The organism is Pseudomonas sp., from assembly GCF_002796985.1.
Lineage (GTDB): Bacteria > Pseudomonadota > Gammaproteobacteria > Pseudomonadales > Pseudomonadaceae > Pseudomonas.
The window spans coordinates 266,802-291,567 of the sequence record NZ_PEKX01000012.1 but is presented as its reverse complement, the minus strand read 5'-3'; the positions used below and the strand labels follow the sequence as shown (position 1 = coordinate 291,567).

General features: G+C 66.3%; 22 protein-coding genes and 1 rRNA gene. 15 read left to right on the top strand and 8 right to left on the bottom strand.

Features of this window, described 5'->3' with window-relative positions:
* The first annotated feature begins 143 nt into the window (after positions 1-143).
* Positions 144-259 (top strand): 5S ribosomal RNA (gene rrf, locus CTR55_RS19020).
* Positions 260-467: 208 nt separating this feature from the next.
* On the opposite strand, the gene CTR55_RS19015 is transcribed toward rrf, so the two are convergent.
* From CTR55_RS19015 to CTR55_RS18990, 6 genes are all read right to left on the bottom strand, one after another.
* On the bottom strand, positions 468-926 hold the full coding sequence (locus CTR55_RS19015) for a GNAT family N-acetyltransferase (protein ID WP_296288380.1): 459 nt from the start codon (positions 924-926) through the stop codon (positions 468-470).
* Between the two features lie 118 nt (positions 927-1,044).
* Positions 1,045-2,262, bottom strand: coding sequence for a beta-ketoacyl-ACP synthase I (fabB, locus tag CTR55_RS19010; RefSeq protein WP_296288378.1), 1,218 nt, complete (start codon positions 2,260-2,262; stop codon positions 1,045-1,047).
* A gap of 10 nt (positions 2,263-2,272) precedes the next feature.
* Positions 2,273-2,788 carry a 3-hydroxyacyl-[acyl-carrier-protein] dehydratase FabA gene (gene fabA, locus CTR55_RS19005; protein WP_138216449.1) on the bottom strand — a complete coding sequence of 172 codons (516 nt, stop codon included), beginning with the start codon at positions 2,786-2,788 and terminating at the stop codon, positions 2,273-2,275.
* A 231-nt stretch (positions 2,789-3,019) separates the two neighbouring features.
* On the bottom strand, positions 3,020-4,936 hold the full coding sequence (locus tag CTR55_RS19000; protein ID WP_296288376.1) for an ATP-binding protein: 1,917 nt from the start codon (positions 4,934-4,936) through the stop codon (positions 3,020-3,022).
* Positions 4,933-5,853 carry an ABC transporter substrate-binding protein gene (locus tag CTR55_RS18995; protein WP_296288374.1) on the bottom strand — a complete coding sequence of 307 codons (921 nt, stop codon included), beginning with the start codon at positions 5,851-5,853 and terminating at the stop codon, positions 4,933-4,935. Before CTR55_RS18995 ends, CTR55_RS19000 begins: the two co-directional genes overlap by 4 nt.
* Position 5,854: 1 nt before the next feature.
* Entirely contained in the window at positions 5,855-7,963 is a 2,109-nt protein-coding gene (locus CTR55_RS18990; protein ID WP_363711271.1) for a TonB-dependent receptor, read from the bottom strand.
* Positions 7,964-8,159: 196 nt separating this feature from the next.
* On the opposite strand from CTR55_RS18990, the gene CTR55_RS18985 reads away from it, so the two are divergent.
* The 11 genes from CTR55_RS18985 to CTR55_RS18935 all read left to right on the top strand — a co-directional run bounded on the left by CTR55_RS18985 (position 8,160) and on the right by CTR55_RS18935 (position 18,151).
* Positions 8,160-9,182, top strand: a complete 1,023-nt coding sequence (locus CTR55_RS18985) for an NAD(P)H-dependent glycerol-3-phosphate dehydrogenase (RefSeq protein ID WP_296288373.1) — start codon at positions 8,160-8,162, stop codon at positions 9,180-9,182.
* A gap of 12 nt (positions 9,183-9,194) precedes the next feature.
* Positions 9,195-9,551 carry a DUF4389 domain-containing protein gene (locus tag CTR55_RS18980; protein WP_296288372.1) on the top strand — a complete coding sequence of 119 codons (357 nt, stop codon included), beginning with the start codon at positions 9,195-9,197 and terminating at the stop codon, positions 9,549-9,551.
* Positions 9,548-10,012 (top strand): phosphohistidine phosphatase SixA, encoded by a 465-nt coding sequence (gene sixA, locus CTR55_RS18975; RefSeq protein WP_296288371.1) that lies wholly within the window; start codon positions 9,548-9,550, stop codon positions 10,010-10,012. Before CTR55_RS18980 ends, sixA begins: the two co-directional genes overlap by 4 nt.
* 294 nt (positions 10,013-10,306) lie before the next feature.
* The gene (locus CTR55_RS18970; RefSeq protein ID WP_296288369.1) at positions 10,307-11,974 is read left to right on the top strand and encodes an AMP-binding protein; all 1,668 of its coding nucleotides are present in this window, start codon (positions 10,307-10,309) and stop codon (positions 11,972-11,974) included.
* Between the two features lie 15 nt (positions 11,975-11,989).
* Positions 11,990-12,415: a hotdog fold thioesterase gene (locus CTR55_RS18965; protein ID WP_296288367.1), complete on the top strand. Its 426-nt coding sequence runs from the start codon at positions 11,990-11,992 to the stop codon at positions 12,413-12,415.
* A gap of 226 nt (positions 12,416-12,641) precedes the next feature.
* The gene (locus CTR55_RS18960; RefSeq protein WP_296288366.1) at positions 12,642-13,445 is read left to right on the top strand and encodes an AraC family transcriptional regulator; all 804 of its coding nucleotides are present in this window, start codon (positions 12,642-12,644) and stop codon (positions 13,443-13,445) included.
* Positions 13,446-13,488: 43 nt separating this feature from the next.
* Positions 13,489-14,136 carry a LysE family translocator gene (locus CTR55_RS18955; protein WP_296288364.1) on the top strand — a complete coding sequence of 216 codons (648 nt, stop codon included), beginning with the start codon at positions 13,489-13,491 and terminating at the stop codon, positions 14,134-14,136.
* A 238-nt stretch (positions 14,137-14,374) separates the two neighbouring features.
* Positions 14,375-15,175, top strand: coding sequence for an alpha/beta hydrolase (locus tag CTR55_RS18950; protein ID WP_296288362.1), 801 nt, complete (start codon positions 14,375-14,377; stop codon positions 15,173-15,175).
* Between the two features lie 9 nt (positions 15,176-15,184).
* A complete protein-coding gene (locus CTR55_RS18945) occupies positions 15,185-16,045 on the top strand; it encodes an alpha/beta hydrolase (protein WP_296288361.1) in 861 nt (286 codons plus the stop codon).
* Between the two features lie 83 nt (positions 16,046-16,128).
* Positions 16,129-17,019 (top strand): DUF4892 domain-containing protein, encoded by an 891-nt coding sequence (locus tag CTR55_RS18940; protein ID WP_296288359.1) that lies wholly within the window; start codon positions 16,129-16,131, stop codon positions 17,017-17,019.
* A gap of 76 nt (positions 17,020-17,095) precedes the next feature.
* On the top strand, positions 17,096-18,151 hold the full coding sequence (locus CTR55_RS18935; protein ID WP_296288358.1) for an AI-2E family transporter: 1,056 nt from the start codon (positions 17,096-17,098) through the stop codon (positions 18,149-18,151).
* Between the two features lie 172 nt (positions 18,152-18,323).
* Here the strand turns inward: CTR55_RS18935 and CTR55_RS18930 are convergent, their stop codons facing one another.
* Both CTR55_RS18930 and CTR55_RS18925 read right to left on the bottom strand, forming a co-directional pair.
* Positions 18,324-19,604: a CynX/NimT family MFS transporter gene (locus CTR55_RS18930; protein WP_296288356.1), complete on the bottom strand. Its 1,281-nt coding sequence runs from the start codon at positions 19,602-19,604 to the stop codon at positions 18,324-18,326.
* Positions 19,605-19,657: 53 nt separating this feature from the next.
* Positions 19,658-20,305, bottom strand: coding sequence for a FadR/GntR family transcriptional regulator (locus CTR55_RS18925; protein ID WP_296288354.1), 648 nt, complete (start codon positions 20,303-20,305; stop codon positions 19,658-19,660).
* A gap of 417 nt (positions 20,306-20,722) precedes the next feature.
* Between CTR55_RS18925 and kdpF the strand changes: the two genes are divergently transcribed.
* From kdpF to kdpB, 3 genes are read left to right on the top strand one after another with little or no spacing between them, the layout of a single operon-like run.
* The gene (gene kdpF / locus CTR55_RS18920) at positions 20,723-20,812 is read left to right on the top strand and encodes a K(+)-transporting ATPase subunit F (RefSeq protein WP_009618573.1); all 90 of its coding nucleotides are present in this window, start codon (positions 20,723-20,725) and stop codon (positions 20,810-20,812) included.
* Positions 20,813-20,820: 8 nt separating this feature from the next.
* The gene (gene kdpA, locus CTR55_RS18915) at positions 20,821-22,515 is read left to right on the top strand and encodes a potassium-transporting ATPase subunit KdpA (RefSeq protein ID WP_296288353.1); all 1,695 of its coding nucleotides are present in this window, start codon (positions 20,821-20,823) and stop codon (positions 22,513-22,515) included.
* 10 nt (positions 22,516-22,525) lie between these two features.
* Entirely contained in the window at positions 22,526-24,586 is a 2,061-nt protein-coding gene (kdpB, locus tag CTR55_RS18910; protein ID WP_296288351.1) for a potassium-transporting ATPase subunit KdpB, read from the top strand.
* Positions 24,587-24,766 lie beyond the last annotated feature (180 nt).

The window sequence follows — 24,766 nt, the reverse complement described above, 5'->3', positions numbered from 1 at the left end:
GTGGAGTTTCTCCATGTGAGAGTAGGTCATCGTCAAGCTCCTATCCCAAGACCCCTGGTCAGCTTCGCTGGCCGGGGGTTTTGCTTATTAGTGTAAGCATCCCGAATTCGGATGAGCGCCAAGGCGAGCATCCAACCGAATTGCTTGACGACCATAGAGCATTGGAACCACCTGATCCCATCCCGAACTCAGTAGTGAAACGATGCATCGCCGATGGTAGTGTGGAGTTTCTCCATGTGAGAGTAGGTCATCGTCAAGCTTCTAATTCCAAAGCCCCTGATCAGCGAAAGCTGGTCGGGGGTTTTGTTTTGGGGCGGAAAAACGCCAGATGTGCAATGGGGGCCTCTGCGTGATGCGCCCTCTCCCTAGCCCTCTCTCTGAAGGGAGAGGGGGCTGTTCGGCATTGAGGCCTGCTCTGGCGTTAGCCGGAGGTCCGTAAAGGATGCGGTTCGCGAGCAAGCTCGCTCCTACAGAAGGGAGAGGGGTTTGGTCATGATGAGGGTGCGCTCCTCGCCGTGGAGTTGTTCTCGCAGTACGCGATAGCCCAGGCGCGCGTAGAAGCCTTCGGCGGTGAGGGAAGAGGGGACCAGTAGGGACTCTATACCGCGCCCCAGGGCAGCTTTCTCGATTCGAGCCATCAGAGCCTGGCCGATGCCTTTGCGCTGCTGCTGAGGCGCTACGAAGAGGCTGCGCACTGCATTGCCATCCAGGGCGCCTGTGCCGACGATCTCGTTCTCCAGCAAGGCGACGAAGACCAGGCGTTGCTCCAGCAGCTCGATCACCTGCTCCGGCGTGAAATGCGCCGCCACAGACTCGATGACGCTCGCCGGGTAGTCCTGGCCGTTGCTCTCCCTGACGGCCGCTACGATCACCTGGCTGATGGCCTTGGCGTCGTCGCTGTGTGCCTGCCTGATCTTCAATTCCATCTCTGCGCTCCCTGTTATCAGCCTACTCATCCTGACGGGATCTGCGGCGCGAGGGTAGGGGGGAATCGCAGGCAACAAAAAAGGCGCCCTGAGGCGCCTTTCCTGTTTTGATCATCGATCAGCCGTTGTGGCGTTTCAGGACCAGGGTGGCGTTGGTGCCGCCGAAGCCGAAGCTGTTGCTCATGACGGTGTCGATCTTCGCGTTCTCGCGGGTCTCGCGCAGGATCGGCATGTCAGCGACTTCCGGGTCCAGTTCGTCGATGTTTGCCGAGCCGGCGATGAAGTTGCCTTCCATCATCAGCAGGCAGTAGATCGCTTCGTGAACGCCAGCAGCGCCCAGGGAGTGGCCGGACAGGCTCTTGGTGGAACTGATGGCCGGGGCTTTGTCGCCGAACACTGCACGCACGCCACGGATTTCAGCGACGTCGCCGACCGGGGTGGAGGTGCCGTGGGTGTTCAGGTAGTCGATCGGGGTGTCCACGGTCGACAGGGCCTGCTGCATGCAGCGGATGGCGCCTTCGCCGCTCGGGGCAACCATGTCGTAGCCATCGGACGTCGCACCGTAGCCAACGATTTCGGCGTAGATCTTGGCGCCGCGCTTGAGAGCGTGCTCCAGCTCTTCGACCACGACCATGCCGCCGCCGCCGGCGATGACGAAACCGTCACGCTTGGCGTCGTAGGCGCGGGAGGCCTTTTCCGGGGTGTCGTTGTACTGGGTGGAGAGGGCGCCCATGGCGTCGAACAGGCAGCTCTGGCTCCAGTGTTCTTCCTCACCGCCGCCCGCGAAGACGACGTCCTGCTTGCCCAACTGGATCTGCTCCATGGCCTGGCCGATGCAATGCGCACTGGTGGCGCAGGCCGAGGAGATGGAGTAGTTCACGCCCTTGATCTGGAAGGGAGTGGCCAGGCACGCGGAAACGGTGCTGCCCATGGTGCGGGTGACGCGGTATGGGCCGATGCGCTTGACGCCCTTTTCGCGCAGGGTGTCGATGGCTTCCATCTGGTTCAGCGTGGAAGCACCGCCGGAGCCGGCGATCAGGCCGGTGCGCGGGTTGGAGATCTGCTCGGGGCTGAGGCCGGAGTCCTTGATCGCCTGTTCCATTGCCAGGTAGGCATAAGCGGCGGCGTCGCCCATGAAGCGGAAGACCTTGCGGTCGATCAGCTCTTCCAGGTTCAGGTTGACCGAACCGGACACGTGGCTGCGCAGGCCCATCTCGGCGTAGCTGGGGTTGTGGCGGATGCCAGCACGGCCTGCACGCAAGTTGGCGGAGACGGTGTCTTTGTCATTGCCCAGGCAGGAAACGATGCCCAGACCGGTGATCACGACGCGACGCATGCGGATACCCTTAGAAGCTGTCAGTGGAAGTGAACAGGCCGACGCGGAGGCCTTCGGCGCTGTAGATTTCGCGGCCATCGACGCTGACGGTGCCGTCGGCGATGGCCAGGATCAGCGAACGATTGATCGTACGCTTGATGTGAATGTTGTAGGTGACTTTCTTGGCGGTCGGCAGGACCTGGCCGAAGAACTTCACTTCGCCCGAACCCAGGGCGCGGCCGCGGCCGGGGTTGCCCTGCCAGCCGAGGTGGAAGCCCACCAGCTGCCACATGGCGTCGAGGCCCAGGCAGCCCGGCATGACGGGGTCGCCTTCGAAGTGGCAGGCGAAGAACCACAGGTCCGGGTTGATATCCAGCTCGGCGACCAGTTCGCCCTTGCCATACTTGCCGCCGACTTCACTGATGTGAGTGATGCGGTCGATCATCAGCATGTTCGGGGCGGGCAGTTGCGCATTACCCGGGCCGAAGAGCTCGCCGCGGCTGCAGCGCAGCAGGTCTTCTCGGGTGAAGGCGTTTTGTTTGGTCATGCGAGCTCCTCAAAAATCCTGGATAGCAGGCGTTGTTGGCTTCTGCCTGCGGCGCCGCGTTCCGTTGTTATTGTCACGGTGTCATGCGGCAGCCTAGTCATAGACTATTGCCTTTAAGTGAAAGTCACAGCAATCGGCGAACGCTTGTTCACTTTTCGCCAGCTGCCAGGTTTCCCTGTCGGGACGCAGGCCCCGGGCCGGTCCGCAGTTTGCGGGCAAGCGCTCCGCCGATCAACGACCTGAAGCAACCCAACGCTGCAGAATCCGCTGCAGCTCCGCGCGTTTGAACGGTTTGGCGAGGTAGTCGTTCATTCCTGCCTCAAGGCAGGCCTCGCGGTCGCCCTGCAGCGCGTTGGCGGTCAGGGCGATGATCGGTACCTGTTCGCCACCCGATTTTGCACGAATCTGCCGGGTGGCTTCGTAGCCATTGAGCACAGGCAGACGGCAGTCCATCAGGATCGCCGCATATTCGCCGCGCTCCGAGGTACGCACCGCCTGGGCGCCGTCACCCACCAGCGTGACGCGATAACCCAGGCTGCGCAACATAGCTTCTATGACCGTTTGATTCACCGGGTTGTCCTCCACCAGCAGTACGGACTGACCAGTGGCAAGTGCGTCGCCGCCGTTCGTCCCGTCGTCTGCGACACTTTGGCGCTCCCGGAAGGGCAGGGGAATCTCCAGGGTGAAGGTCGAACCGCAGCCTTCCTCGCTGACCGCACCGAGGGTACCGCCCATCCGTTCAGCCAGGGTGCGGGCGATGGACAGGCCCAGCCCGGTGCCGCCGTAGCGCCGCGAGGTGGACGAGTCGGCCTGCTGGAAGGCCTCGAACATGTGCTCCAGGCGCTCGTGGGAGATGCCAATGCCGCTGTCCTGCACCGAGCAACTGAGCCACAGCACTTCGTCGTCCAGCGCCTGCCAGGTGGCTTCCAGGCGCACGCCGCCTTCTTCGGTGAATTTCAGGGCATTACCCAGCAGGTTGACCAGGATCTGCCGGATGCGTGTCGGGTCGCCTTGCACCTCGAGATTGTCCAGGCCGTCCTGCACGCTCATTTCCAGTTCCAGCCCGCGCTGCTGGGCGCTGTGCTGGAAGACCTGGATGGAGCTCTGGATCAGTTCCAGCAGATTGAACGGGATGCGCTCCAGCTCAAGGGCGCCGCGCTCGACGCGGGAGAAGTCGAGGATATCGTTGATCACCTTGAGCAGGTGCTCGGTGGATTCGGTGGCGAGCGCGCTGTACTCGGCCTGCTCCTGGTTCAGTTCGGTGGTTTCCAGCAGTTGCAGCATGCCCAGCACGCCGTTCATCGGGGTGCGCAGCTCGTGGCTCATCATCGCCAGGAAGTCGGACTTGGCGCGGTTGGCTTCCTCGGCTTCCTCCCGTGCCGCCACCAACTGGGCGATGCTGCGTTCCTGCTCCAGGCTGGCTTGCTGCAGGCCGCGGGCGAGGTTGTTGATGTGCCGGGCCAGATCGCCGACTTCGCCGTCATCCGGTACCGGCAGCGTGGTGTGGTAGTCGCCGGTCTGGATCGCCTGCACGGCGCGGCCCATGGTTCGGATTGGCGCGGCCAGGCGACGGGCCAGGCGACGGGCCAGCAGGTACGTGAGGATCAACGCGAACAGCGCAAGCAGGCTGGCCTTGAGGAGGATTTCCTGCTGCCGCTCGCTGAAGGCGTCGCTGGCCATGCCCACGACCACACGGCCAAGGTAATCGCCGCTGGGCGCCGCGACGGTCGGCAGCATGTCGTTGGAACGGCCTAGTTCGCTGCCGTTCAGGGCAATGTTTTCGCGCTGGATGGCGGCGTGGAAGATTTCCACCTTGGAGCTGGCTTGTGCGGGATCGGCGGCGTGCTCGACATAGACGAGGATGTTGTCGCCACGGTCGCGCACTTCGATGAAGCGCACGTGGGCGGTGCTCAGGGTGGCCCGCAACAGGCTCTGTAACACCGGCAGGTTGCCGGAGATCACCCCGTACTCCGCCGCCGGGGCGAGCTGGTTGGCGATCAGCTGGCCGGTGTGGTTGGACTCCAGGCGCAGGTCCTGCAGACGCGAGTAGGTGAAGTACCCGGTCAGCAGCACGGTGAGCAGCAGCGCCGGGCCAAGGCTGATGGCCAGCATGCGCGTCTGGATGTTCCAGCTCTGGCGGGAGCTCATGGTTTTTCTCCTTCGGCCAGGCGTTGCGCGAGTTCCGCGTCGCCTTGCAGGTCGATGCCGAGCGAGCGCGCCACCTGGCGGTTGCTCTGCACCTTGAAGCGTTCGGGGTAGAGGCTGTCGGGCCATTGCTCTGCAGACTCGTCGAGCAGGCTATCGAGGGTCTCCAGCCAGTCGTCCTGGTCGCTGTAGGTGCTGGCCAGACTGCCAGCCTTGACGAAGGCGGCGGTGGGGCCGATCAGCGGCCGGTTCTCGGCGTAGGCGCTGAGGAGGATGCCCTTGATGGTCTGCGCGTTATAAAGCTGTTTGTCGTCCAGACCGAGCAGCAGGTCACTGCGACCGAGCAGTTCTCGCAATGGGCGGCTGTCTTCGGCGCGGGTCTGCAGCTCGCTGACCAACTCCACGCCGAGCCTTTGTGCGGCCTGGGTGAGTTCGTCCAGGAGGAATGCGCTGGTGGGGCCGAGCAGTACGCCGATGCGCTGCGGGCGCGGGCTGAGCTCCAGCGCCAGCTGTAATTGGCGGACCGGTGGCGGGTCGCTCCACAGCAGGCTGAGGTGCGGCGGCTTGTACTCACCCAACACTTGCCGGGCTTCGACGCGGCTGACCAACAGGGTCAGGGCCGGTGGTGCGTCGTCACTGGCGATACGCCAGTTCAGCGCGCCGCTGCCGAGCAGCAGCAGCCGGGTTTCGCCATCGAGGCTGGCGGCCGGCGGCAAATTCTCGGGGGACTCCAGCCGCACCTGGTCATTCGGCCGGCGTTGCGCCAGGGCCTGAGCGAAGTCTTGCAGCGCCGGGCTCTGCTCGGCGCTGACCAGCAGGATCTCGCGGGCCTGGGCCGGCAGCGCGCACAGGCAGGCCAGCCAGAGGATCAGGGCGCTGAGAAGGGTTCCGGGGCTCGTCCTTGAGCGGCGGGCAGGCATGCTAGAAGTCCACCTCGGCGCTGAAGTAGAGGCGGTGGCGGCTGTCGTAGCGGTTTTCCGGCCAGGTCAGCGGCTCGTCGTCCAGGCGCTGCTGCAGCACGCCGGCCAGCTCCAGCGCGGCGCGGCCCAGGGGAATGCGCTTGGCCACGCGCAGGTCGACGCGCTCGAAGCGGTGTTCGTTCAGCGCATCGTCACCATAGTAGAAGACCGAGCTCGACCAGCCGCGCCCCCAGTCGCGCATCCAGCCGGCGGAGCCGCTGTTGCGCGCGGTGAGGCGTTGGTCGTAGCGGCTGCTGGCATCGTAGTCGACATAGGCGTAGGTCAGGCGCACGCGGTCCTGCCGCGTCAGGCGCCAGTCGAGCTGGGTTTCGGCGCCGCTGAAGCGGATGTCGTTGTCGTTGCTTGGTTCGAAGTCGGAGACCTTCAAGGGATCGCTGATCAGCCCATTGATTTCGTCGTAGTAGGCTTTGATGTCGACCGCGAGCCCGAGTTCGTCGAACTGGCCGTTGTAGCCGATCTCCCGCGAGCGCATGCGCTCCTGGTCGAGGTTATCCGGGCCCTGGGCGCGGGCGAAGTAGTAGGCGCTGGACTGGCCGTAAGCAGGAGCCGAGAGATTGCGCACCCGGTAGCTCCAGTTCACGTTGTTCTCATACATGTCCGGCGAGCGCACCGCCTCGGAGTACACCGCGCGCAGACTGTGGCGCGGGGTGATCAGGTAGTTGAGGGCGATGCGCGGGCTGACCGAGCTGCCGGAGAGCTGGTCGTCCTCGATCATCGCGCCGCCCTGTAGCAGCCAGTGCGGCGTCAGGTGCCATTCCAGCTGGCCGAACAGGCGCCAGATATCGTTGTTCACCGTGCCGTCGAAGTAGGTTTCCGAAGTCGCCTGGTCGTGGCGGTAGCTCATGCCGCTGACCAGCCGTACGCCGTCGGCGAGGCTCAGGGTGTCCTGGATTTCCAGGTCGTAGCGGGTTTCGCGAATGTTCTGGTTCACCTGGCCGCAGACCGGCAGGTAAGCGCCGCCGGCCAACTGCCGCAGGACCTGCCCGGCCAGCGTCTGTTCCTGTGCCGTGCCACGAGGAATGCGCGGCAGCGAGTCAGCGAAGCTCTCCACGTACTTCGGATTCAGCGCCCACAACTGCGCGAGCTGGGGGCTGAAGGCGACCTGCGCCTCACACGCGCCAAAGTCCTGCAAACGCTCCCAATGCTCGGCGTAACCCTGCACGTACAAGCTGTGCTCGGGATTGATGTCGAAGGTCCAGCGCAGGGAGCCGGCGTAGTCGCGGGCGGTCAGGTCGGAATTGTCGTCGCCGGCGGCTATGTTGCCGAAGATCGGCTCGTAGTCGTACGGCCGCTGGTTAGTGCCTTCTTTCGCGGCGAGCTGCCAGTCCAGGCTGTTGCGCAGGTCGAGGCTGTGGTTGGCTGCCAGGTTGAAGCGGCTCAGGCGGCGGCCATCGCGGTAGTCGTGGCCGAACTGGTCGTGGTCGAAGCCGTCGTCCTCCTGGCCGGAGAGGGACAGGCGATAGTCGCCGGAGCGGTCGCGGATGCCCTGGCTGGCGTACCAATCGCGGATGCCGTTCTGCCCGGCGGTGTATTTCAGCCGCGTGCCCTGGCTGTCGGCCGGGTGGCGGGTGAGGATGTTGATCACGCCCATCAGCGCGTTGGCGCCGTAGCTCACCGCGTTCGGGCCGCGGAAGACCTCGATGCGGTCGACGTCCTCGATGGCCACCGGGATGTCGCTCCAGTCCACCGTGGCGAGGCCCGGGCGGTACACCGAGCGGCCGTCCACCAACACCTGTAGGCGACGCGCCTCGGTGACGTTGGTGCCGTGGTAGTTCACCGTCGGCTGGTTGCCCGACAGGTAGCCGACCATCATGCCTGGCACCAGACGCATCAATTCGGGAATGTCGCGGGCGCCGGACGCCTTGATCAGGTCGCGATCGAGCACTGTCATGCTGCCGGGGACTTCGGCGGGTGACTGTTTCAGCCGGGTCGCGGTCAGAACTTCAGGGACGTCCAGGCTGTCCACGAACAGATCGCCCGCCATGGCCTTGCTCGCCAGCAGCGCAGCGCACAGGGAAAGCGGCAGGGGAGCGCGAAAGGGACGATGCACGGAACGACCTTGTTCTCGGTTCTTATCGGTTCAGTCAGCTCGGTTCAGTCGATGTCTACGGCTGGACGTATTCTGCTAGTCGGATGTTAAACGAGGCAGCGCTGATTACCAGCCCGGCGATCCGGACTGGCCGGTCGCCGACGCGGCCTTATAATGCCCCAATTGCCGCCGCGGAGCGGCCACCAATGGAACAGACATGACACAGCAGCAACCGATCGCCGTCCTCGGTGGTGGCAGTTTCGGCACCGCCTTCGCCAACTTGCTGGCAGAAAACGGACAGCGCGTGCGCCAGTGGATGCGTGACGAGGAGCAGGCCGAGGCAATTCGCACCCGGCGTGAGAACCCGAACTATCTCAAAGGCGTGCCGATCCATGCCGGCGTCGAACCGACCACCGATCTGGCGGCGACCCTGGCCGAGTGCGAGATGATCTTCGTTGCGGTGCCCTCCAGCGCCCTGCGCAAGGTGCTCGACGGCCGCAGCGATGAGCTGGCTGGCAAGATGCTGGTCAGCCTGACCAAGGGCATCGAGGCGCAGAGCTTCAAGCTGATGAGCCAGGTGCTCGAAGAGATCGCGCCGAAATCCCGCATCGCGGTGATTTCCGGCCCGAACCTGGCGCGCGAGATTGCCGAGCATGAGCTGACTGCCACCGTGGTCGCCAGCGAGGACGAAGACCTCTGCACCCAGGTGCAGGATGCGCTGCACGGCCGCACCTTCCGCGTCTACGCCAGTGGCGACCGCTTCGGCGTCGAGCTGGGCGGCGCGCTGAAGAACGTCTACGCCATCATCGCCGGCATGGCCGCCGCGCTGGGCATGGGCGAGAACACCAAGGGCATGCTGATCACCCGCGCCCTGGCGGAAATGACCCGTTTCGCGGTCAAGCTGGGTGCCAACCCCATGACCTTCCTCGGCCTGGCCGGCGTGGGCGACCTGATCGTCACCTGTTCGTCACCCAAGAGCCGTAACTATCAGGTGGGCTTCGCCCTGGGCGAAGGCCTGAGCCTGGAAGACGCCGTGGCGCGCATGGGCGAGACTGCCGAGGGCGTGAACACCCTCAAGGTGCTCAAGGCCAAGGCCGACGAGCTGCAGGTCTACATGCCGCTGGTGGCCGGCCTCAACGCCATCCTGTTCGGCGGCCGCACGCTGGAGCAGGTCATCGGGGCGCTGATGAGCGGCGAGCCGAAGACCGACGTCGACTTCATTCCCACCACCGGTTTCTGAGGAGGTTTCGCCATGTCTGCTGAACGACAGTCCGCTGAACGTCAGGAAAAAGAATCCCTGGTCCTGCGCGTCGTCTGGATGCTGGTCTTCGCGCTGGTCTGGTTCGTCGCCGAGATGATCCTCGGCGCCGTGGTGATCATCCAGCTGATCTACCGCATCATCTACGGCGCGCCCAGCGGCAGCCTGATGGGCTTCGGCGACAGCCTGAGCCAGTACTTCGCGCAGATCGGCCGCTTCGGCACCTTCCAGACCGAAGAGAAGCCCTGGCCGTTCTCCGACTGGCCGACCGCCCACTTCCCGGAAGGCGAGGCCCCGCACGACGTGCCGCCGGCGCCGCATCCGGTGCGCGACGAAGAGCCCAAGCTTTGAAGCTCTGGCTGCTCCGTCATGGCGAAGCCGAGCCCCAGGCTCGCCGCGATTCTGAGCGCCGACTGACGGCCCACGGTGTCAAAGAGGTGCTGAAAAGCGCCGCCCAGCTCGCCGGCCAGCCGCTGGACGGCATCCTCGCCAGCCCCTACGTGCGCGCCCAGGAAACCGCCGAGCTGGTCCGCGAGGCGCTGGGTTTCGAGGGGGCGGTGGGCACTGCGCCCTGGCTGACTCCGGATGACGATCCGAAGGACGTGCTGCGCTTCCTCGACGGCCGCAACGAGCAGAACCTGCTGCTGGTCACCCACCAGCCGCTGGTGGGCGCGCTGGCCGGCCTGCTGGTGCACGGCAGCCGCAGCGACGCCGTGCCGTTCAGCACCGCCACCCTGGCGGAACTGGAAGGCGAGGTGCTGGTGGCGGGGCTGATGGAGCTGGTATCGCTGCACCATCCGCGGCATTCCTGAGTTCGCTGAAAAGGTCTCCGGCCGGTTTGTGCTGGGCGCTCCCTCTCCCCAACCCCCTCCCTGAAGGGAGAGGGGTTCTTTCGCCCAGCAGGGTAAATCGTGCCCGGATGTTTCCGCGCGAGCCCCGTCCCAGAGCGGCTCGGACCAATCCTTCGGCTAAATCCTACAAAAGTTCACACGACCAGTCTTGTCTGCCGCTGCGCTGCGTGGAATATTCAACCAAGCAAGTGCTTGGTTGATCCATCGCTGTACCCTTGAGCTACACCTCTGACAACAAGAACAAAGGAGGGGCACGTGGTTAAAGCAGTCCGATTACCACTCGACCTGTTCTATCAGCGCGAGAAGAGCCACCCAAACAAACGCTACCTGGTGCAGCCGCTCACCGGCGGCGAAGTGCAGACCCTGACCTGGGGCGAGGTGGGCGATCAGGCCCGCCGCGCTGCCGCCTGGCTGCGCAGCCTGGAACTGCCGGCAGGCAGCCGGGTAGCGATCATTTCGAAGAACTGCGCGCACTGGATAGTCGCCGACCTCGCCATCTGGATGGCCGGCCACATCTCGGTGCCGCTGTATCCCAACCTCACCGCCGACTCCGCGCGCCAGGTGATGACCCACTCCGAGTCGGTGGTGGCCTTCATCGGCAAGCTGGACGACTGGGCGTCGATGGCCGACGGCATTCCCGAGGGCGTGCCGACCGTGGCGCTGCCGCTGCATCCGCAAGGCCGCTTCGACCATCAGTGGAGTGACCTGCAGCAGCTTTCACCGATCCGCGATGACCCGCGCCCGGATGCCACCACCCTGGCGACGCTGGTCTACACCTCCGGCACCACCGGCACGCCCAAGGGGGTGATGCACACCTTCGGCAACTTCGCCTTCGCCGCCAGCCATGCCATCGACCTGTTCGGCGTCGGCGAGGAGGACCGTCTGCTGTCCTACCTGCCGCTTTGCCATGTGGCCGAACGCATGTTCGTGGAAATGGCCTCGCTGTATGCCGGGCAGACGGTGTTCTTCGCCGAGAGCCTGGAAACCTTCGTGGCCGACATGCGCCGCGCGCGGCCCACGGTGTTCTTCGGTGTGCCGCGCATCTGGACCAAGTTCCAGATGGGCGTCTATGCGCAGATGCCGGCGCAGAAGCTCGACCGCCTGCTGCGTTTGCCGATCATTGGTCGAATGGTCGGGCGCAAGGTGCTCGCCGGCCTAGGGCTGGACGCTGTGCGCTACGCGCTCTGCGGTGCCGCGCCCGTGCCAGAGGCATTGCTCGACTGGTACCGGCGTCTTGGCCTCGGCGTGCTGGAGGTCTACGGCATGTCGGAGAACTGTGGCTACTCCCATGTGTGCCGGCCCGGCGAGCAACGCAAGGGCTGGATCGGGCGCAACAGTCCCGGGGTGGAAGTGCGCATCAGTGACGAAGGCGAAGTGCAGGTCCGCAGCGGCGCGACCATGGTTGGCTACTACAAGGACCCGGAGCGCACTGCCGAGACCATCACCGAGGACGGCTTCCTGCGCACGGGCGACAAGGGCGAACAGGACGCCGAGGGGAACCTGCGCCTGACCGGGCGCATCAAGGAAATCTTCAAGACCGCCAAGGGCAAGTACGTCGCCCCGGCGCCCATCGAGAACCGCCTGGCCGTGCATTCGCGGATCGAGCAGATCTGCGTGGTCGGCGATGGCCTGATCGCCCCGCTGGGCCTGTGTGTGCTCTCCGAAGTCGGCCGCCACGAAGCCGCCAACGGCTCGCGCAGTCAGCTTGAGCAGAGCTTGCAGGAGCTGCTGACGGAGGTGAACGAGGCGCTGGACAAGCACGAGCGTCTGGCTGGGCTGGTGCTGGTCAAGGATGTCTGGACCGTGGACAACGGCTTCCTCACGCCCACCTTGAAGATCAAGCGCAACGTGGTGGAAGGTGCCTACGGGCCGCGCTTCAATGAATGGGCGGAGCGCCGCGAGGCGGTGCAGTGGCATGAATAAGACAAGGGGAATGGCATGACCTGGCGCACCACGCCCGATCTGGAGAAGCTCAACGCGAACCTGAAGAACACCATCGGTGAAGTGCTCGATATCCGCTTCGAGGCGTTCGACGACGACTCGCTGACCGCCAGCATGGTGGTGGATTCGCGCACCCACCAGCCCTACGGCCTGCTGCACGGTGGCGCCTCGGTGGTGCTGGCGGAGACCGTCGGCTCCACCGCCAGCTACCTGTGCCTGGACAACAGCCAGTACTACTGCGTGGGCCTGGAAGTGAACGCCAACCACCTGCGCGGCTTGCGCAGCGGGCGGGTGACGGCGGTGGCCAAGGCGGTGCACATCGGTCGCTCGACACACGTCTGGGAAATCCGCCTGCACGGGGATGACGGCAAGCCGAGCTGCATCTCGCGGCTGACCATGGCGGTGGTGCCGCTGGAGCGTTGAGCCGGCGACGGGCTCCGGGCAGGAAGCCACGCTCGAGATTTGCGCGGGGCTCGGCCAATCGCGGACGGAGTCCGCTCCTACGCTCCCTGGGAGTTGAGCGCGGGGTAGGAGCGGACTTCGTCCGCGATGTCTCCGCCCAACGCCAGACTCCGGAGCTGTCACCGAAGAACCTGCCGCTCGCAATTTTGTCCAAGACCCGCCGTTCCCGCGCCGGTAAAGTAGGCCCATGGAACGCATCGAACACCACAGCAGCGGCCTGCCCGGCGTCCGTTTCATCGACGCCGAATACCGCCGTTTTGCCTTTCCCCGGCACTTTCATCTCGACTACCACGTCGGGCTGATGGAGGGCGGCTACCAGCGCTATACCCATCGCGGTGAGCGTTTGCTGGCCGGGAATGGCGACATCCTGCTGATGAGCCCCGAGAGCATCCATGACGGTTCCAGCGAGGGTGAGGACGGTTATCGCATCCGCGTGCTGTCCATCGACCCGCAATGGCTGGACGATGCCTGTCGCGCTTTCAGCGATGGCCGCCAGGGCGCACCGCGCCTGACCGCCGCGCAGCTACGCGATCCGTTGCTGCAGGTCGAGCTGCAACGCGCCCACGCCCTGATGCTCGGTGGCGAGCGGTTGGCGCAGGAAGGCCAGCTCTGGCAGGCTCTCGCCGCCTTGCTGGAGCGCGCCTCCAGCCTGCGCATCCGCGAACCGGGGCAGGGCTTCGATGCACCGACCTGGGCGCGCCTCCGCGAGTGGCTGGAATCGCGCCTGGAAACCCCGCCGACCCTGGAAGAGATCGCCGAGTTCTGCGACCTCAGCCCCTGGCAGGTGCTGCGCCGCTTCCGCCACCAGTGCGGATTGCCGCCGCACCAGTGGCTCACCCAGCTGCGCCTGGAGCGCGCGCTGCCACGGGTGATCAAGGGCCAGCCGCTGTCGGAGATCGCCCTGAGCCTGGGCTTCTATGACCAGGCCCACTTCAGCCGCCTGTTCCGCCGTACCTACGGATTGCCGCCCGCGCGCTTGCGCCAGCGCTGACCCCCCACCTTCCTCGTTTCACTTTCCACTGGAGAATCCCGCCATGCAGGAGGTTCAGGTCTTGCTCATGCTCACCGCCGTGTTCGCCGTCGCCCTGGTCAGCCCCGGCCCGGACGTCGCGCTGGTGGTGCGCACCTCGCTGCACCAGGGCCGCCGCGCCGGCGTGCTCAGCGCCCTCGGGCTGGCCAGCGGTATCCTGGTCCACGGCACCCTGGTGCTGACTGGCGTGTCGCTGCTGCTCAGCCGCTCGCCGCTACTGTTCAGCGCGCTGCAACTGGTGGGCGCCGCCTACCTTGGCTGGCTTGGCATCGGCGCACTGCGCGCGTTGCGCAAGCCGGGCGGGGCAGGGCGGATCGACGGCGAGCTGCCGGCCTCGAAGCTCGGCCCCTGGCTGCGCGGGCTGGCGACCAACCTGTTCAATCCCAAGGCGCTGGTGTTCTTCCTCGCGCTGCTGACCAGCCTGATCCCGGCGGACATGTCGGCGCCCGGCAAGGTCTCGGTGGCGGTGATGCTGTTTGTCGTCGGCTTCGCCTGGTTCAGCCTGCTCAGTGTCGTCCTCACCCGGCCCTTGTGGCAGAAACGCCTGCTGCGTGCCGTTCCTGCAATCGACGGCGCGTGCGGGGTGGTGTTCCTGCTGGTGGCGGGCGGCATCCTGTTCAGCGTGGTGAATCACGCGACGCATTGGGTCTAACGGCTGACGGCGGATAAGGCGTGCCGCGTTATGCGCTCTACGACGGCGCTCCCGTAGGGCGAATAACCGTTCACGGTTATCCGCCGAAGTTGCTCAGCACGAAGCGCCGATCAGGGCAAATCCGCCGGAGCGCCATGGACTTTGGCCGGAGTGCCGTCATTCGCGGGAGTGTGGGTCATTGCCGCACCCTCGATGCTGGCGGAAAATTCAGGCAGTCATTTCCCTGAGTTCACCCAGCATGTCGCAAACGGTCTTCTTCGCCCACGCCAACGGTTTTCCCTCGGGCACCTACGGCAAGTTGTTCGATGCCCTGGAGCCGGATTACCGGGTCCATCGGCTGGACATGCACGGCCACGACCCGCGCTTCCCGGTGAATGCCAACTGGGAAAACCTGGTGGAAGAGCTGCTGCATCACCTCGAAGCGCTGGACGAGCCCGTGTGGGGAGTCGGCCACTCCCTTGGCGGCGTGCTGCATTACCACGCGGCGCTGCGCAAACCCGAGTTGTACCGTGGCGTGGTGATGCTCGACTCGCCCTTGTTGACGCTGGCCGACCAACTGGTGATCCGCGTCGCCAAGCGCTTGGGCTTCATCGACCGACTGACGCCTGCTGGCCGTACCCTTGGCCGCCGCGAGGACTTCGAGGACTTCGCCGAGGCGCTGGAGTACTTCGCCGGCAAGCCGCTGTTCAAGCGCTTCGACCGCGACTGCCTGGAGGCCTATGTGCGCCACGGCCTGGCTCCGTCCGCCGCGCAGGGCCTGCGCCTGAAGTTCGACCCGGCCACGGAAATCTCCATCTACCGCAACGTGCCGCATACCAGCCCCGGCCGCGCCAAACAGCTGGCCGTGCCGCTGACCATGGTGCGCGGCCGCCACAGCCGCGTAGTGCTGCCGCACCATGCGAGCCTGATCGGCCGCATCCCCATGGGCGAGAGCCTGTCGCTACCGGGCGGGCACATGTTCCCGTTGGAGCGCCCGCAGGACACTGCCGCTCTGCTCAAGACCGTCTTCGCCCGCTGGCAACAGCGCACCCACGTTTAAGGAATCACCATGACCGCCAAAGTCCAGGAAATCCGCCTGAACCTGCCGCATATCGAGCTGGCCGCGCACCTCTTCGGCCCGGAAGACGGCCGCCCGGTGATCGCCCTGCATGGCTGGCTGGACAACGCCATGAGCTTCGCCCGGCTGGCGCCCATGCTCGAAGGCGTGCGTATCCTCGCCCTGGACTTCGCCGGCCACGGCCACTCCGGCCACCGTGCGCCGGGGGCCAGCTACCTGCTGTGGGACTACGCGCTGGACGTGCTGATGGTGGCCGACCAGATGGGCTGGGAGCGCTTCTCGCTGCTCGGGCATTCCATGGGCGCCATCGTCTCGGTACTGCTGGCCGGCGCCATGCCCGAGCGCATCGAGCGCCTGGCGCTGATCGACGGCCTGGTGCCCTACACCGGCGAGGCGGACACTTCGCCGCAGAAGCTCGGCGAAGCCCTGCGCGCCCAACTGGCCCTGCCGAACAAGCGCAAGCCAGTCTACGAAGTCATCGATCGCGCCGTGGAAGCGCGCATGAAAGGCGTCGGTGCGGTGAGCCGCGAGGCGGCGGAGCTGCTGGCGTCCCGTGGCCTGGTGCCGGTGCCCGGTGGCTATACCTGGCGCACCGACGCACGCCTGACCCTGCCGTCGCCGCTGCGCCTGACCCGCGCCCATGCGCGACAATTCGTCCAGTCCGTGCAATGCCCGGCCAGCCTGGTGCTGGCGCAGCAAGGACTGTTGCTGGCCGAGCCGGCCACCCGCGAACTGCTGAAGGACAGACCCTTCGAGGTCCATGAGCTGCCCGGTCAGCACCACCTGCACCTGGATGACGAGGCGGGCGCCGAAGCTGTCGCAGCGTTCTTCCGACCCTTCCTGCAGGCCTGAGGGAAACACCCGGTAGCGCCCTGCGGCTTGACTAAAGCGGGGCCTGCCGCGAGGCTGCACGGATCGCTTCAGGGAGATTGTGCATGCTCGACATCCAGACCGCCGCGCGCCAGGGGCCGGAAAACCCTCACTTCGTCAGGACCGACGCGCACCGGATGTCACGGCTGCTTCGCACGCTGATCACCGGTGGCTTGCTCGGCTTCGCCAGCCTCGCCGCTGCCGCCGACCTGCCCGACAGCCATGACCTGGAGGTTCTCCCGCGCTTCCCGCGTTCGGAGATCGTCGACTTCAACCAGGCTGCCAGCCAGGAACGCATCTACCCGCAAGGCTCGATCAGCCGCATCAGCGGGCGCCTGCGCATGGAAGGGGAGGTGCGCGCCATCGGCGACCTGACCGCCGTGACCTATCGCCTGCCCGACGAGGACTCCAGCCAGAGCGCCTTCGCTGCGGCGCGCAAGGACCTGCTCAAGGCCGAGTCCACGCCGCTGTTCTGGTGCGAGAGCCGTGACTGCGGCTCCAGCAACCTGCTGGCCAATTCGGTGTTCGGCAATTCCAAACTGTTCGGCCCGGACGACCAGCAGGCCTACCTGCTGGTGCGCCTCGCCGCGCCCCACGAGAACAGCCTGCTGGCGGTCTACACCATCACCCGTGGCAACCGCCGTGCCTACCTGCATGCTGAACAACTGGATAGCGCCACCGCCCTCGGCGAACTGCTGCCCAGCCCGGCGACGCTGATGCGCCTGCTCAAGGCCAACGGTGAGCTGACCTTGAGCCACGTACCGCAGGAACCGGGCGGCGCCTGGCTGGACCTGCTGGTGCGCACCCTGCGCCTGGACACCGGCGTGCGCGTCGAGTTGGCCGGCCAGCACGCCAGCGACTGGCGAACTGCGCTGACCGCCCAGGGCGTGCGCGATGCACGCCTGGAACAGGGCAAGGATGATGGCGACGGCCTGCATCTGACCTGGCTGCGCTGATTCCCCTACGCCGATTCTCCTCCGCGAAGAGGGGAAACGCCCTACACTGGGGCTTTCGAGCCAACCGGGGTTTCCAATGTTCGCCAACGATCGCCTGTTGCTGCGCCTGCTGTTGCTTGGCCTGCTGGGTGCGAGTATCTGGGTGCTGCTGCCATTCTGGTCGGCGCTGTTCTGGGCCGCCGTGCTGGCCTTCGCCAGTTGGCCGCTGATGCGCCTGCTGACCCAGTTGCTGGGTGGCCGCCAGGCAGCGGCAGCCGGGCTGCTGACCATTGGCTGGATCGTATTGGTGGCGCTGCCCCTGGTTTGGCTGGGCTTCGGCCTGGTAGACCGGGTGCGCGAAGGCGTCGAGCTGGTGAAAAACCTGCAGGTGGCCGGCCTGCCGCCACCGCCGGAGTGGATGGCGGGGGTGCCGCTGATCGGTGACCGCCTGATCGGCTGGTGGTACCAGGCCGACCAGCAGGGCGTGGCGATGTTCTCCGCGCTCAAGCCGTACATGGGCGAAGTCGGCAACTGGGCGCTGGCGCGCAGTGCCAAGCTGGGCGCGGGCATCTTCGAACTGGTGCTGAGCCTGGTGCTGATCTTCTTCTTCTACCGCGACGGCCTGCGCCTGCAGGCCTTCGCCCACGGCGTGCTGGAGCGCCTGATCGGCTCCGCGGCGCAGCAGTACATGGACATCATCGCCGGCACCGTGCAGCGAGTGGTCAACGGCGTGATCGGCACTGCCGCCGCCCAGGCCGTGCTGGCCACCATCGGCTTCCTCATCGCCGGCGTCCCCGGCGCCTGGCTGCTCGGCCTGCTGACCTTCGTCTGCAGCCTGCTGATGGTGCCGCCGTTGGTGTGGGGCCCGGCGGTGATCTGGTTGTTCTACCAGGAGAGCTATGGCTACGCGGTGTTCATGGCGATCTGGGGCTTCTTCGTGATCAGCGGCGTGGACAACATCTTGAAGCCCTACCTGATCAGCCGCGGCGGCAACCTGCCGCTGGTGGTGGTGCTGCTGGGTGTGCTCGGCGGGTTGCTCAGCTTCGGCTTCATCGGCCTGTTCCTCGGCCCGGTGCTGCTGGCGGTGGTGTACAACCTGGTCAGCGCCTGGGTGGCCAGCTCGCACCAGCCTCCGCCGCCGCCGGTGGCTTGAGGTTCCTGCGTGGGACTGCCCTCACCCTAACCCTGGCTGGGGAGAGGGTGATCAAGCTCGCTCCGGTGTTCCCATGAGGCGCTGTTCGCGAGCAAGCTCGCTCCTACAGGGGCATTCCGAAGTAGGGTGAATAACCCGGAACGGGTTATCCGCCCTACGTGACGGGCCGGGCTCAGACGTGCTCGCTCTTCACCTGCACCAGCTTGTCCCGCCCGGCGCCCAGGCCGAACACGATCCCCGCCACCGTCACCACCACGAAGATAACCCCGGTCGCTGCCCAGCCTCCGGTGGCGTCGTGCACCACGCCGACCAGGAACGGCCCGCACGCGGCCAGGGTATAGCCCACGCCCTGGGCCATGCCGGAGAGGTTGGAGGCGACGTGGGCGTCCGGCGAGCGCAGCACGATCAGCGCCAGAGCGATGCTGAAGGTGCCGCCCTGGCCGAGGCCCAACACCACGGCCCAGCCCCAGATCCCCGAGAGCGGGGCGAACAACAGACCGAGCAGGCCAGCCAGGGTCAGGCTCATGACGATCACCACTGCAAGGCGCTGGTCCTTGCCGCGGGTAGCCAGCCAGGGCGCGGCCAGGGCGCTGAACAACTGCACCATCACCGAGCCGGAGAGCACCAGCCCGGCTTCCACTGCGCTCAGGCCACGGTCGATGAGGATCGACGGCACCCAGCCGAAGACGATGTAGGCCAGCGACGACTGCAGGCCCATGTACAGCGTCACCTGCCAGGCCAGTGGGTCGCGCCACAGGCCGGTCACCTTGTACACCGCGCGGTGGGCATGGTGGTTGTGGCGGGTCTGCGGCAGCCAAATCGCTGCGGCGACCACGGCCGGGATTGCCCAGAACGCCAGCGCCAGTTGCCAGCTGTCGTCCATCAGCTTGGCCAGCGGCACGGTGGAGCCGGCGGCGGTCGCGGCGCCCAGGCACAGGGCCATGGTGTAGACGCCGGTCATGGTCCCGGCGATGTGCGGGAAATCGCGCTTGACGATGCCCGGCAGCAACACGCCGATGATGCCGATGCTGGCGCCGGCCACCAGGCTGCCGAGGAACAGCCCGGCCACCGGGAACAGGCTGCGCAGGACGATGCCGCCGGCCAGGGTGAAGAGGATCAGCAGCACGGTGCGCTCGGCACCCAGCCGCCGAGCGAGCATCGGCGCCAGCGGCGCGAACAGGCCCAGGCAGAGCACCGGCAGGGTAGTCAGCAGGCCGGCAGCCGCCGCCGACAGACCGGTGCCGTCGCGTACGGTGTTGAGCAGCGGCGCGAGGCTGGAAAGTGCCGGGCGCAGGTTGATCGCCACCAGCACCAGGCCCAGCAGCAACAGCCAGGTGCGTTGCGGGCGTGGCGCAGCTGCTGGCGTGCTGTCGTCTTCGGCGTCGATCAGCAGTGCTTCGGGCGGGCAGGACAGCTTGTGCTCGGTGTCTTTCGGGTCGTTGGGCAAGGACATGGTGGGCATTCCAGGGCAGCAAGGCAGAAAGCGTTCGTAGAAAGAAATGGGCGTCAGATCAGCAGCGCACGGTTCGCTTTCGCGGCGGCTTCGGCGTCGCCACGGGCGATGGCTTCGAGCAGCTCGCGGTGCAGCTCGAAGCTTGGCTGCGGCCGACTCGGGTCGCCGATGGTGCGTTCCAGGCCGGCGCGAATCACCTGCGAGAAATAGCGGTACAGCTCGCTCAGCACCGGGTTGTGGGCGCTGTCCACGACGCGCTGGTGGAAGGCCAGATCGAGGTCGATGTAGGTGGCGAGATTGCCGCCGTGGTGAACGGCGGAAGCCTCCAGGGCTTCGTGCAGCGCGGTGAGGTCCGCCTCGGTACGCCGCTCGGCGGCCAGCCGGCTGGCTTCCACTTCGATGATGCCGCGCGCTTCCAGCGCCTGCTCCACCGAGCTGCGGGCCAGCACCAGCATGGCGTCCAGCGGGTTGGCGCAGGCGCGCACGTAGGTGCCATCGCCCTGGCGCACTTCCAGCACGCCGGAGAAGGTCAGCACGCGTACCGCTTCGCGCACGGTGTTGCGGCTGATACCGAGGGACTCGGCCAGTTCGGGCTCTGGCGGCAGGCGCTGGCCCAGTGGCCAGGTGCCGTCGGCGATGCGCTGGTGAATCTGCTCGAGGGCGATGTCCACCAACGAGCGTTTCTGGATGGGGCTTGGCATGGAAACATCCAATCATCGGATGAATTTGAAGAGGCCAAGCCTAGGACAGATTCGGGGCGACTGGCAATCCAGGAAGACCGCCGGAACGGGGGCGCTCCGGCGGCCGACCGAAATCAGACCGCGAGGTGGCCCCCGCTGCTCTGGCATTGCTTGAGCCGGTTGGCGACCAGCTTCTGGTAGGCCGCGCTGGTGCTGGAGTTGCCACTGGACGGGCCGACGGGTGTCGCCAGCGTGTCCGCTGTGTATCGATTTCGATACGTGCCCGCCGGGTGCCGCCCCTGAGCGGTTTTTTACGCCTTCTTTACGCCGCTCGGCGCGGTGGGGAATCGCTCCTTTACGCGTTCCTTGCGGAAAATTTCCGTCAGGCGGCAACGGCTGCCCAAGCGATGGAATCGCCCGCGTGAGGAGAAAGAAATCATGAGCGTGCTCGACGGTGTGTCCCTGGTCCTGGCCACGGGATTGTTCATCTACCTGCTGGTGGCGCTGCTGCGCGCCGACCGTTCCTAGGAGTGGCCATGAACAGCCATGACGTATTGCTGATCGTTGCCTTCCTGGCGCTGGTGCTGGTGCCGGCGCCGTTCCTCGGGCGCTTCTACTACAAGGTGATGGAGGGGCAGCGGACCTTCCTCAGCCCGCTGTTCCTGCCGGTGGAGCGGGCGATTTACCGCGCCTGCGGCATCCACCCCGAAGACGAGCAGGACTGGAAGCGCTACACCCTGGCCCTGCTGGCGTTCAACCTGGTCGGGCTGGTGCTGTTGTTCACCATCCTCATGCTGCAAGGGCTGCTGCCGCTCAACCCGCAGCACCTGCCGGGCCTGGAGTGGACGCTGGCGTTCAACACCGCGGTGAGTTTCGTCACCAACACCAACTGGCAGGCCTACAGCGGTGAAGCCTCGCTGAGCTACCTGAGCCAGATGCTCGGCCTGACCGTGCAGAACTTCGTCAGCGCCGCTGTCGGCCTGGCCGTGCTGGTGGCGCTGGCCCGTGGCATCTCGCGCAAGTCGACGCACAACCTCGGTAACTTCTGGGTCGACCTGACCCGCGCCACCCTTTACGGGCTGCTCCCGCTGTGCCTGCTGCTGGCGCTGCTGCTGGTCTGGCAGGGCGTGCCGCAGACCTTCCTCGACTACGCCCATGCGCTGACCGTGCAGGGCGCCGACCAGTCCATCCCGCTCGGCCCTGCCGCCAGCCAGATCGCCATCAAGCAGCTGGGCACCAATGGCGGCGGCTTCTTCGGCGTGAACTCGGCGCACCCGTTCGAGAACCCGACGATCTGGAGCAACCTGTTCGAGGTCGCCTCGATCATCCTGATCCCGGCCGCGCTGGTATTCACCTTCGGCCACTACGTGAAGGACCTGCGCCAGAGCCGCGCCATCCTCGGCTGCATGCTGGTGCTGTTCGCCCTCGGCCTGGGCGCCTCGCTGTGGGCCGAGTACCAGCCGAACCCGGCGCTCAGTGCGCTGCCGGTGGAGCAGGTCGCACCGCTGGAAGGCAAGGAAAGCCGCTTCGGCACCACCGCCAGCGTGCTCTGGTCGGTGACTACTACGGCTGCCTCCAACGGCTCGGTGAACGCCATGCATGACAGCCTCAGCCCGCTGTCGGGCATGGTTGCGATGCTCAACATGATGGTCGGCGAGGTGATCTTCGGCGGTGTTGGCGCGGGGCTCTACGGCATGCTGCTGTTCGTCCTGATTGCGGTGTTCCTCGCCGGGCTGATGGTCGGCCGCACCCCGGAATACCTCGGCAAGAAGCTCGAAGCCCGCGAAGTACGCCTGCTGGTGGCGACGCTGCTGGTGATGCCGGTCGGCGTGCTGGTGCTCGGCGCCATCGCCGCCAGCCTGCCGGGCCCGGCCTCGGCGGTGAGCAACCCCGGCGCCCACGGTTTCAGCCAACTGCTCTATGCCTACACCTCGGGTACCGCGAACAACGGTTCGGCGTTCGGCGGCTTCGGTGCCAACACGCCGTTCCACAACCTGATGATCGCCCTGGCCATGCTGATCGGCCGCTTCGGCTACATCCTCCCGGTGCTGGCGATTGCCGGCAGCCTGGCGGCGAAGAAGGCCACCCCGGTCGGCCCCAACAGTTTCCCGACCCACGGCCTGCTGTTCGTCAGCCTGCTGACCGCGACCATCCTGCTGGTGGGCGGCCTGAACTTCCTGCCGACGCTGGTGCTGGGCCCGGTGGCCGATCACCTGACGCTCGGTTTCTGAGGATATCGACATGAACGCACATACCCAGGAACTGGCGCCGAAGAAGGTCGCCGAGAAGCGCCCGACCACTGCGCTGTCCGCCCTGTGGAAACCGGCGCTGGTGCAGGCCTTCGTCAAGCTCGACCCGCGCCAGTTGCAACGCTCGCCGGTGATGCTGGTGGTGGCCCTGACCGCTGTGCTGACCACCGTGCTCTGCATGGTCGGTGGTGAGTCGGTGCCGACCTTCGTCGCCGTGCAGATCGCCGTGTGGCTGTGGTTCACCGTACTCTTCGCCAACTTCGCCGAGGCGCTTGCCGAGGGCCGTGGCAAGGCCCGCGCGGACAGCCTCAAGGCCGGCACCCAGGGCCTGCAGGCCCTGCGCCGGACCCCTAGCGGCAACTTCGAGAAAGTCGCCGCCAGCAGCCTGCGCAAGGGCGATGTGGTGCGCGTCGAAGCCGGCGAACTGATCCCCGGCGACGGCGAGGTGATCGAAGGCGTGGCGGCGGTCAACGAGGCCGCCATCACCGGCGAGTCCGCGCCGGTGATCCGCGAATCCGGCGGCGACCGCTCGGCCGTGACCGGCAATACCCGGCTGGTGTCCGACTGGCTGCTGGTGAAGATCACCGCCAACCCCGGCGAGTCGACCCTCGACCGGATGATCGCCCTGGTGGAAGGCGCCAAGCGCCAGAAGACCCCCAACGAAGTGGCGCTGGACATCCTGCTGATCGGCCTGACGCTGATCTTCCTGCTGGTGGTCGTGACCCTGAAGCCCTTCGCCCTGTTCGCCGGCGGCAACCTGCCGCTGGTGTTCCTGGTGGCGCTGCTGGTGACCCTGATCCCGACCACCATCGGCGGCCTGCTCTCGGCCATTGGTATCGCCGGCATGGACCGCCTGGTGCGCCTGAACGTCATCGCCAAGTCCGGCCGCGCCGTGGAAGCGGCGGGGGACGTGCATGTGCTGATGCTCGACAAGACCGGCACCATCACCTTCGGCAACCGCCGCTGCAGCGCGCTGCACACCGCGCCCGGCGTGCAATCGCTGGAATTGGCCGAGGGCGCGTTCCTCGCCTCGCTGGCCGATGACACGCCGGAGGGCAAGTCGATCATTGAGTTCCTGCGTGCGCAGATCGTCCTGCCGGAGCCGGACCGTGCGCGGGTGACGCCGATTGCCTTCAGCGCCGAGACGCGCCTGTCGGGCATCGACATGGATGGCCATGTCTACCGCAAGGGCGCGGTGGACGCCGCGCTGGCTTTCGTCGGCCTGGACCGCGCGCAGATGCCCGAGAGCCTGGCCAAGGAGATCGAACGCATCGCCCAGAGCGGCGGCACGCCGCTGCTGGTGGTGGCCGACGGCAAGCTGCTGGGCGCCATCCACTTGAAGGACGTGGTCAAGCCGGGCATCCGCGAGCGCTTCGCCGAACTGCGCCGCATGGGCATCCGCACCGTGATGGTGACCGGCGACAACCCGCTGACCGCCGCCGCCATTGCCGCCGAAGCGGGCGTGGACGACGTGATCGCCGAAGCCACGCCGGAGAAGAAGCTGGCGCGCATCCGCCAGGAGCAGGGCGAAGGGCGCATGGTCGCGATGTGCGGCGACGGCGCCAACGACGCCCCCGCACTGGCCCAGGCGGACGTCGGCATGGCCATGAACGACGGCACCCAGGCTGCCCGTGAGGCCGCCAACCTGGTGGACCTGGACAGCGACCCGACCAAGCTGCTGGACGTGGTACAGGTCGGCAAGGAACTGCTGGTGACCCGTGGCGCGCTGACCACCTTCTCGGTGGCCAACGACGTGGCCAAGTACTTCGCCATCCTCCCCGCGCTGTTCGCCGGCATTTACCCGCAGCTGGGCGTGCTCAACCTGATGCAGTTGGCCAGCCCGCAGAGCGCGATTCTCTCGGCCATCGTGTTCAACGCGCTGATCATCGTTGCGCTGATTCCCTTGGCCCTGCGCGGTGTGCGCGTGCAGGCCAGCGACGCTTCGCAACTGCTGCGGCGCAATCTGCTGATCTACGGCGTGGGCGGGCTGGTGGCGCCGTTCGTGGGGATCAAGGTGATCGACATGATCCTGGTCGCCATCGGCCTGGCCTGAGGTTGCTCTTCGTAGGACCGAGGGGGACGCCCAGTCCTTGCTCGCGAACCGCCCGAGCGCCGGAGCTGCTGGATGATTGTTCGCGAGCAAGCTCGCTCCTACAGGATCCGGCCAATCCCCGATCTCGCCGGACACGCCGAACTACTCCCTCTCCCTCTGGGAGAGGGCAGGGGTGAGGGC

Bases quoted from the DNA above. Each gene is read 5' to 3' on its own strand.
- fabA (WP_138216449.1), bottom strand. From the start codon at position 2,788: ATGACCAAACAAAACGCCTTCACCCGAGAAGACCTGCTGCGCTGCAGC.
- CTR55_RS18965 (WP_296288367.1), top strand. From the start codon at position 11,990: ATGACCTGGCGCACCACGCCCGATCTGGAGAAGCTCAACGCGAACCTG.
- CTR55_RS18950 (WP_296288362.1), top strand. From the start codon at position 14,375: ATGTCGCAAACGGTCTTCTTCGCCCACGCCAACGGTTTTCCCTCGGGC.
- CTR55_RS18955 (WP_296288364.1), top strand. From the start codon at position 13,489: ATGCAGGAGGTTCAGGTCTTGCTCATGCTCACCGCCGTGTTCGCCGTC.
- CTR55_RS19000 (WP_296288376.1), bottom strand. From the start codon at position 4,936: ATGAGCTCCCGCCAGAGCTGGAACATCCAGACGCGCATGCTGGCCATC.
- CTR55_RS18945 (WP_296288361.1), top strand. From the start codon at position 15,185: ATGACCGCCAAAGTCCAGGAAATCCGCCTGAACCTGCCGCATATCGAG.
- CTR55_RS18960 (WP_296288366.1), top strand. From the start codon at position 12,642: ATGGAACGCATCGAACACCACAGCAGCGGCCTGCCCGGCGTCCGTTTC.
- CTR55_RS18935 (WP_296288358.1), top strand. From the start codon at position 17,096: ATGTTCGCCAACGATCGCCTGTTGCTGCGCCTGCTGTTGCTTGGCCTG.
- CTR55_RS19015 (WP_296288380.1), bottom strand. From the start codon at position 926: ATGGAATTGAAGATCAGGCAGGCACACAGCGACGACGCCAAGGCCATC.
- CTR55_RS18995 (WP_296288374.1), bottom strand. From the start codon at position 5,853: ATGCCTGCCCGCCGCTCAAGGACGAGCCCCGGAACCCTTCTCAGCGCC.
- CTR55_RS18925 (WP_296288354.1), bottom strand. From the start codon at position 20,305: ATGCCAAGCCCCATCCAGAAACGCTCGTTGGTGGACATCGCCCTCGAG.
- kdpA (WP_296288353.1), top strand. From the start codon at position 20,821: ATGAACAGCCATGACGTATTGCTGATCGTTGCCTTCCTGGCGCTGGTG.
- CTR55_RS18985 (WP_296288373.1), top strand. From the start codon at position 8,160: ATGACACAGCAGCAACCGATCGCCGTCCTCGGTGGTGGCAGTTTCGGC.
- CTR55_RS18980 (WP_296288372.1), top strand. From the start codon at position 9,195: ATGTCTGCTGAACGACAGTCCGCTGAACGTCAGGAAAAAGAATCCCTG.
- kdpB (WP_296288351.1), top strand. From the start codon at position 22,526: ATGAACGCACATACCCAGGAACTGGCGCCGAAGAAGGTCGCCGAGAAG.
- kdpF (WP_009618573.1), top strand. From the start codon at position 20,723: ATGAGCGTGCTCGACGGTGTGTCCCTGGTCCTGGCCACGGGATTGTTC.
- CTR55_RS18930 (WP_296288356.1), bottom strand. From the start codon at position 19,604: ATGTCCTTGCCCAACGACCCGAAAGACACCGAGCACAAGCTGTCCTGC.
- CTR55_RS18940 (WP_296288359.1), top strand. From the start codon at position 16,129: ATGCTCGACATCCAGACCGCCGCGCGCCAGGGGCCGGAAAACCCTCAC.
- fabB (WP_296288378.1), bottom strand. From the start codon at position 2,262: ATGCGTCGCGTCGTGATCACCGGTCTGGGCATCGTTTCCTGCCTGGGC.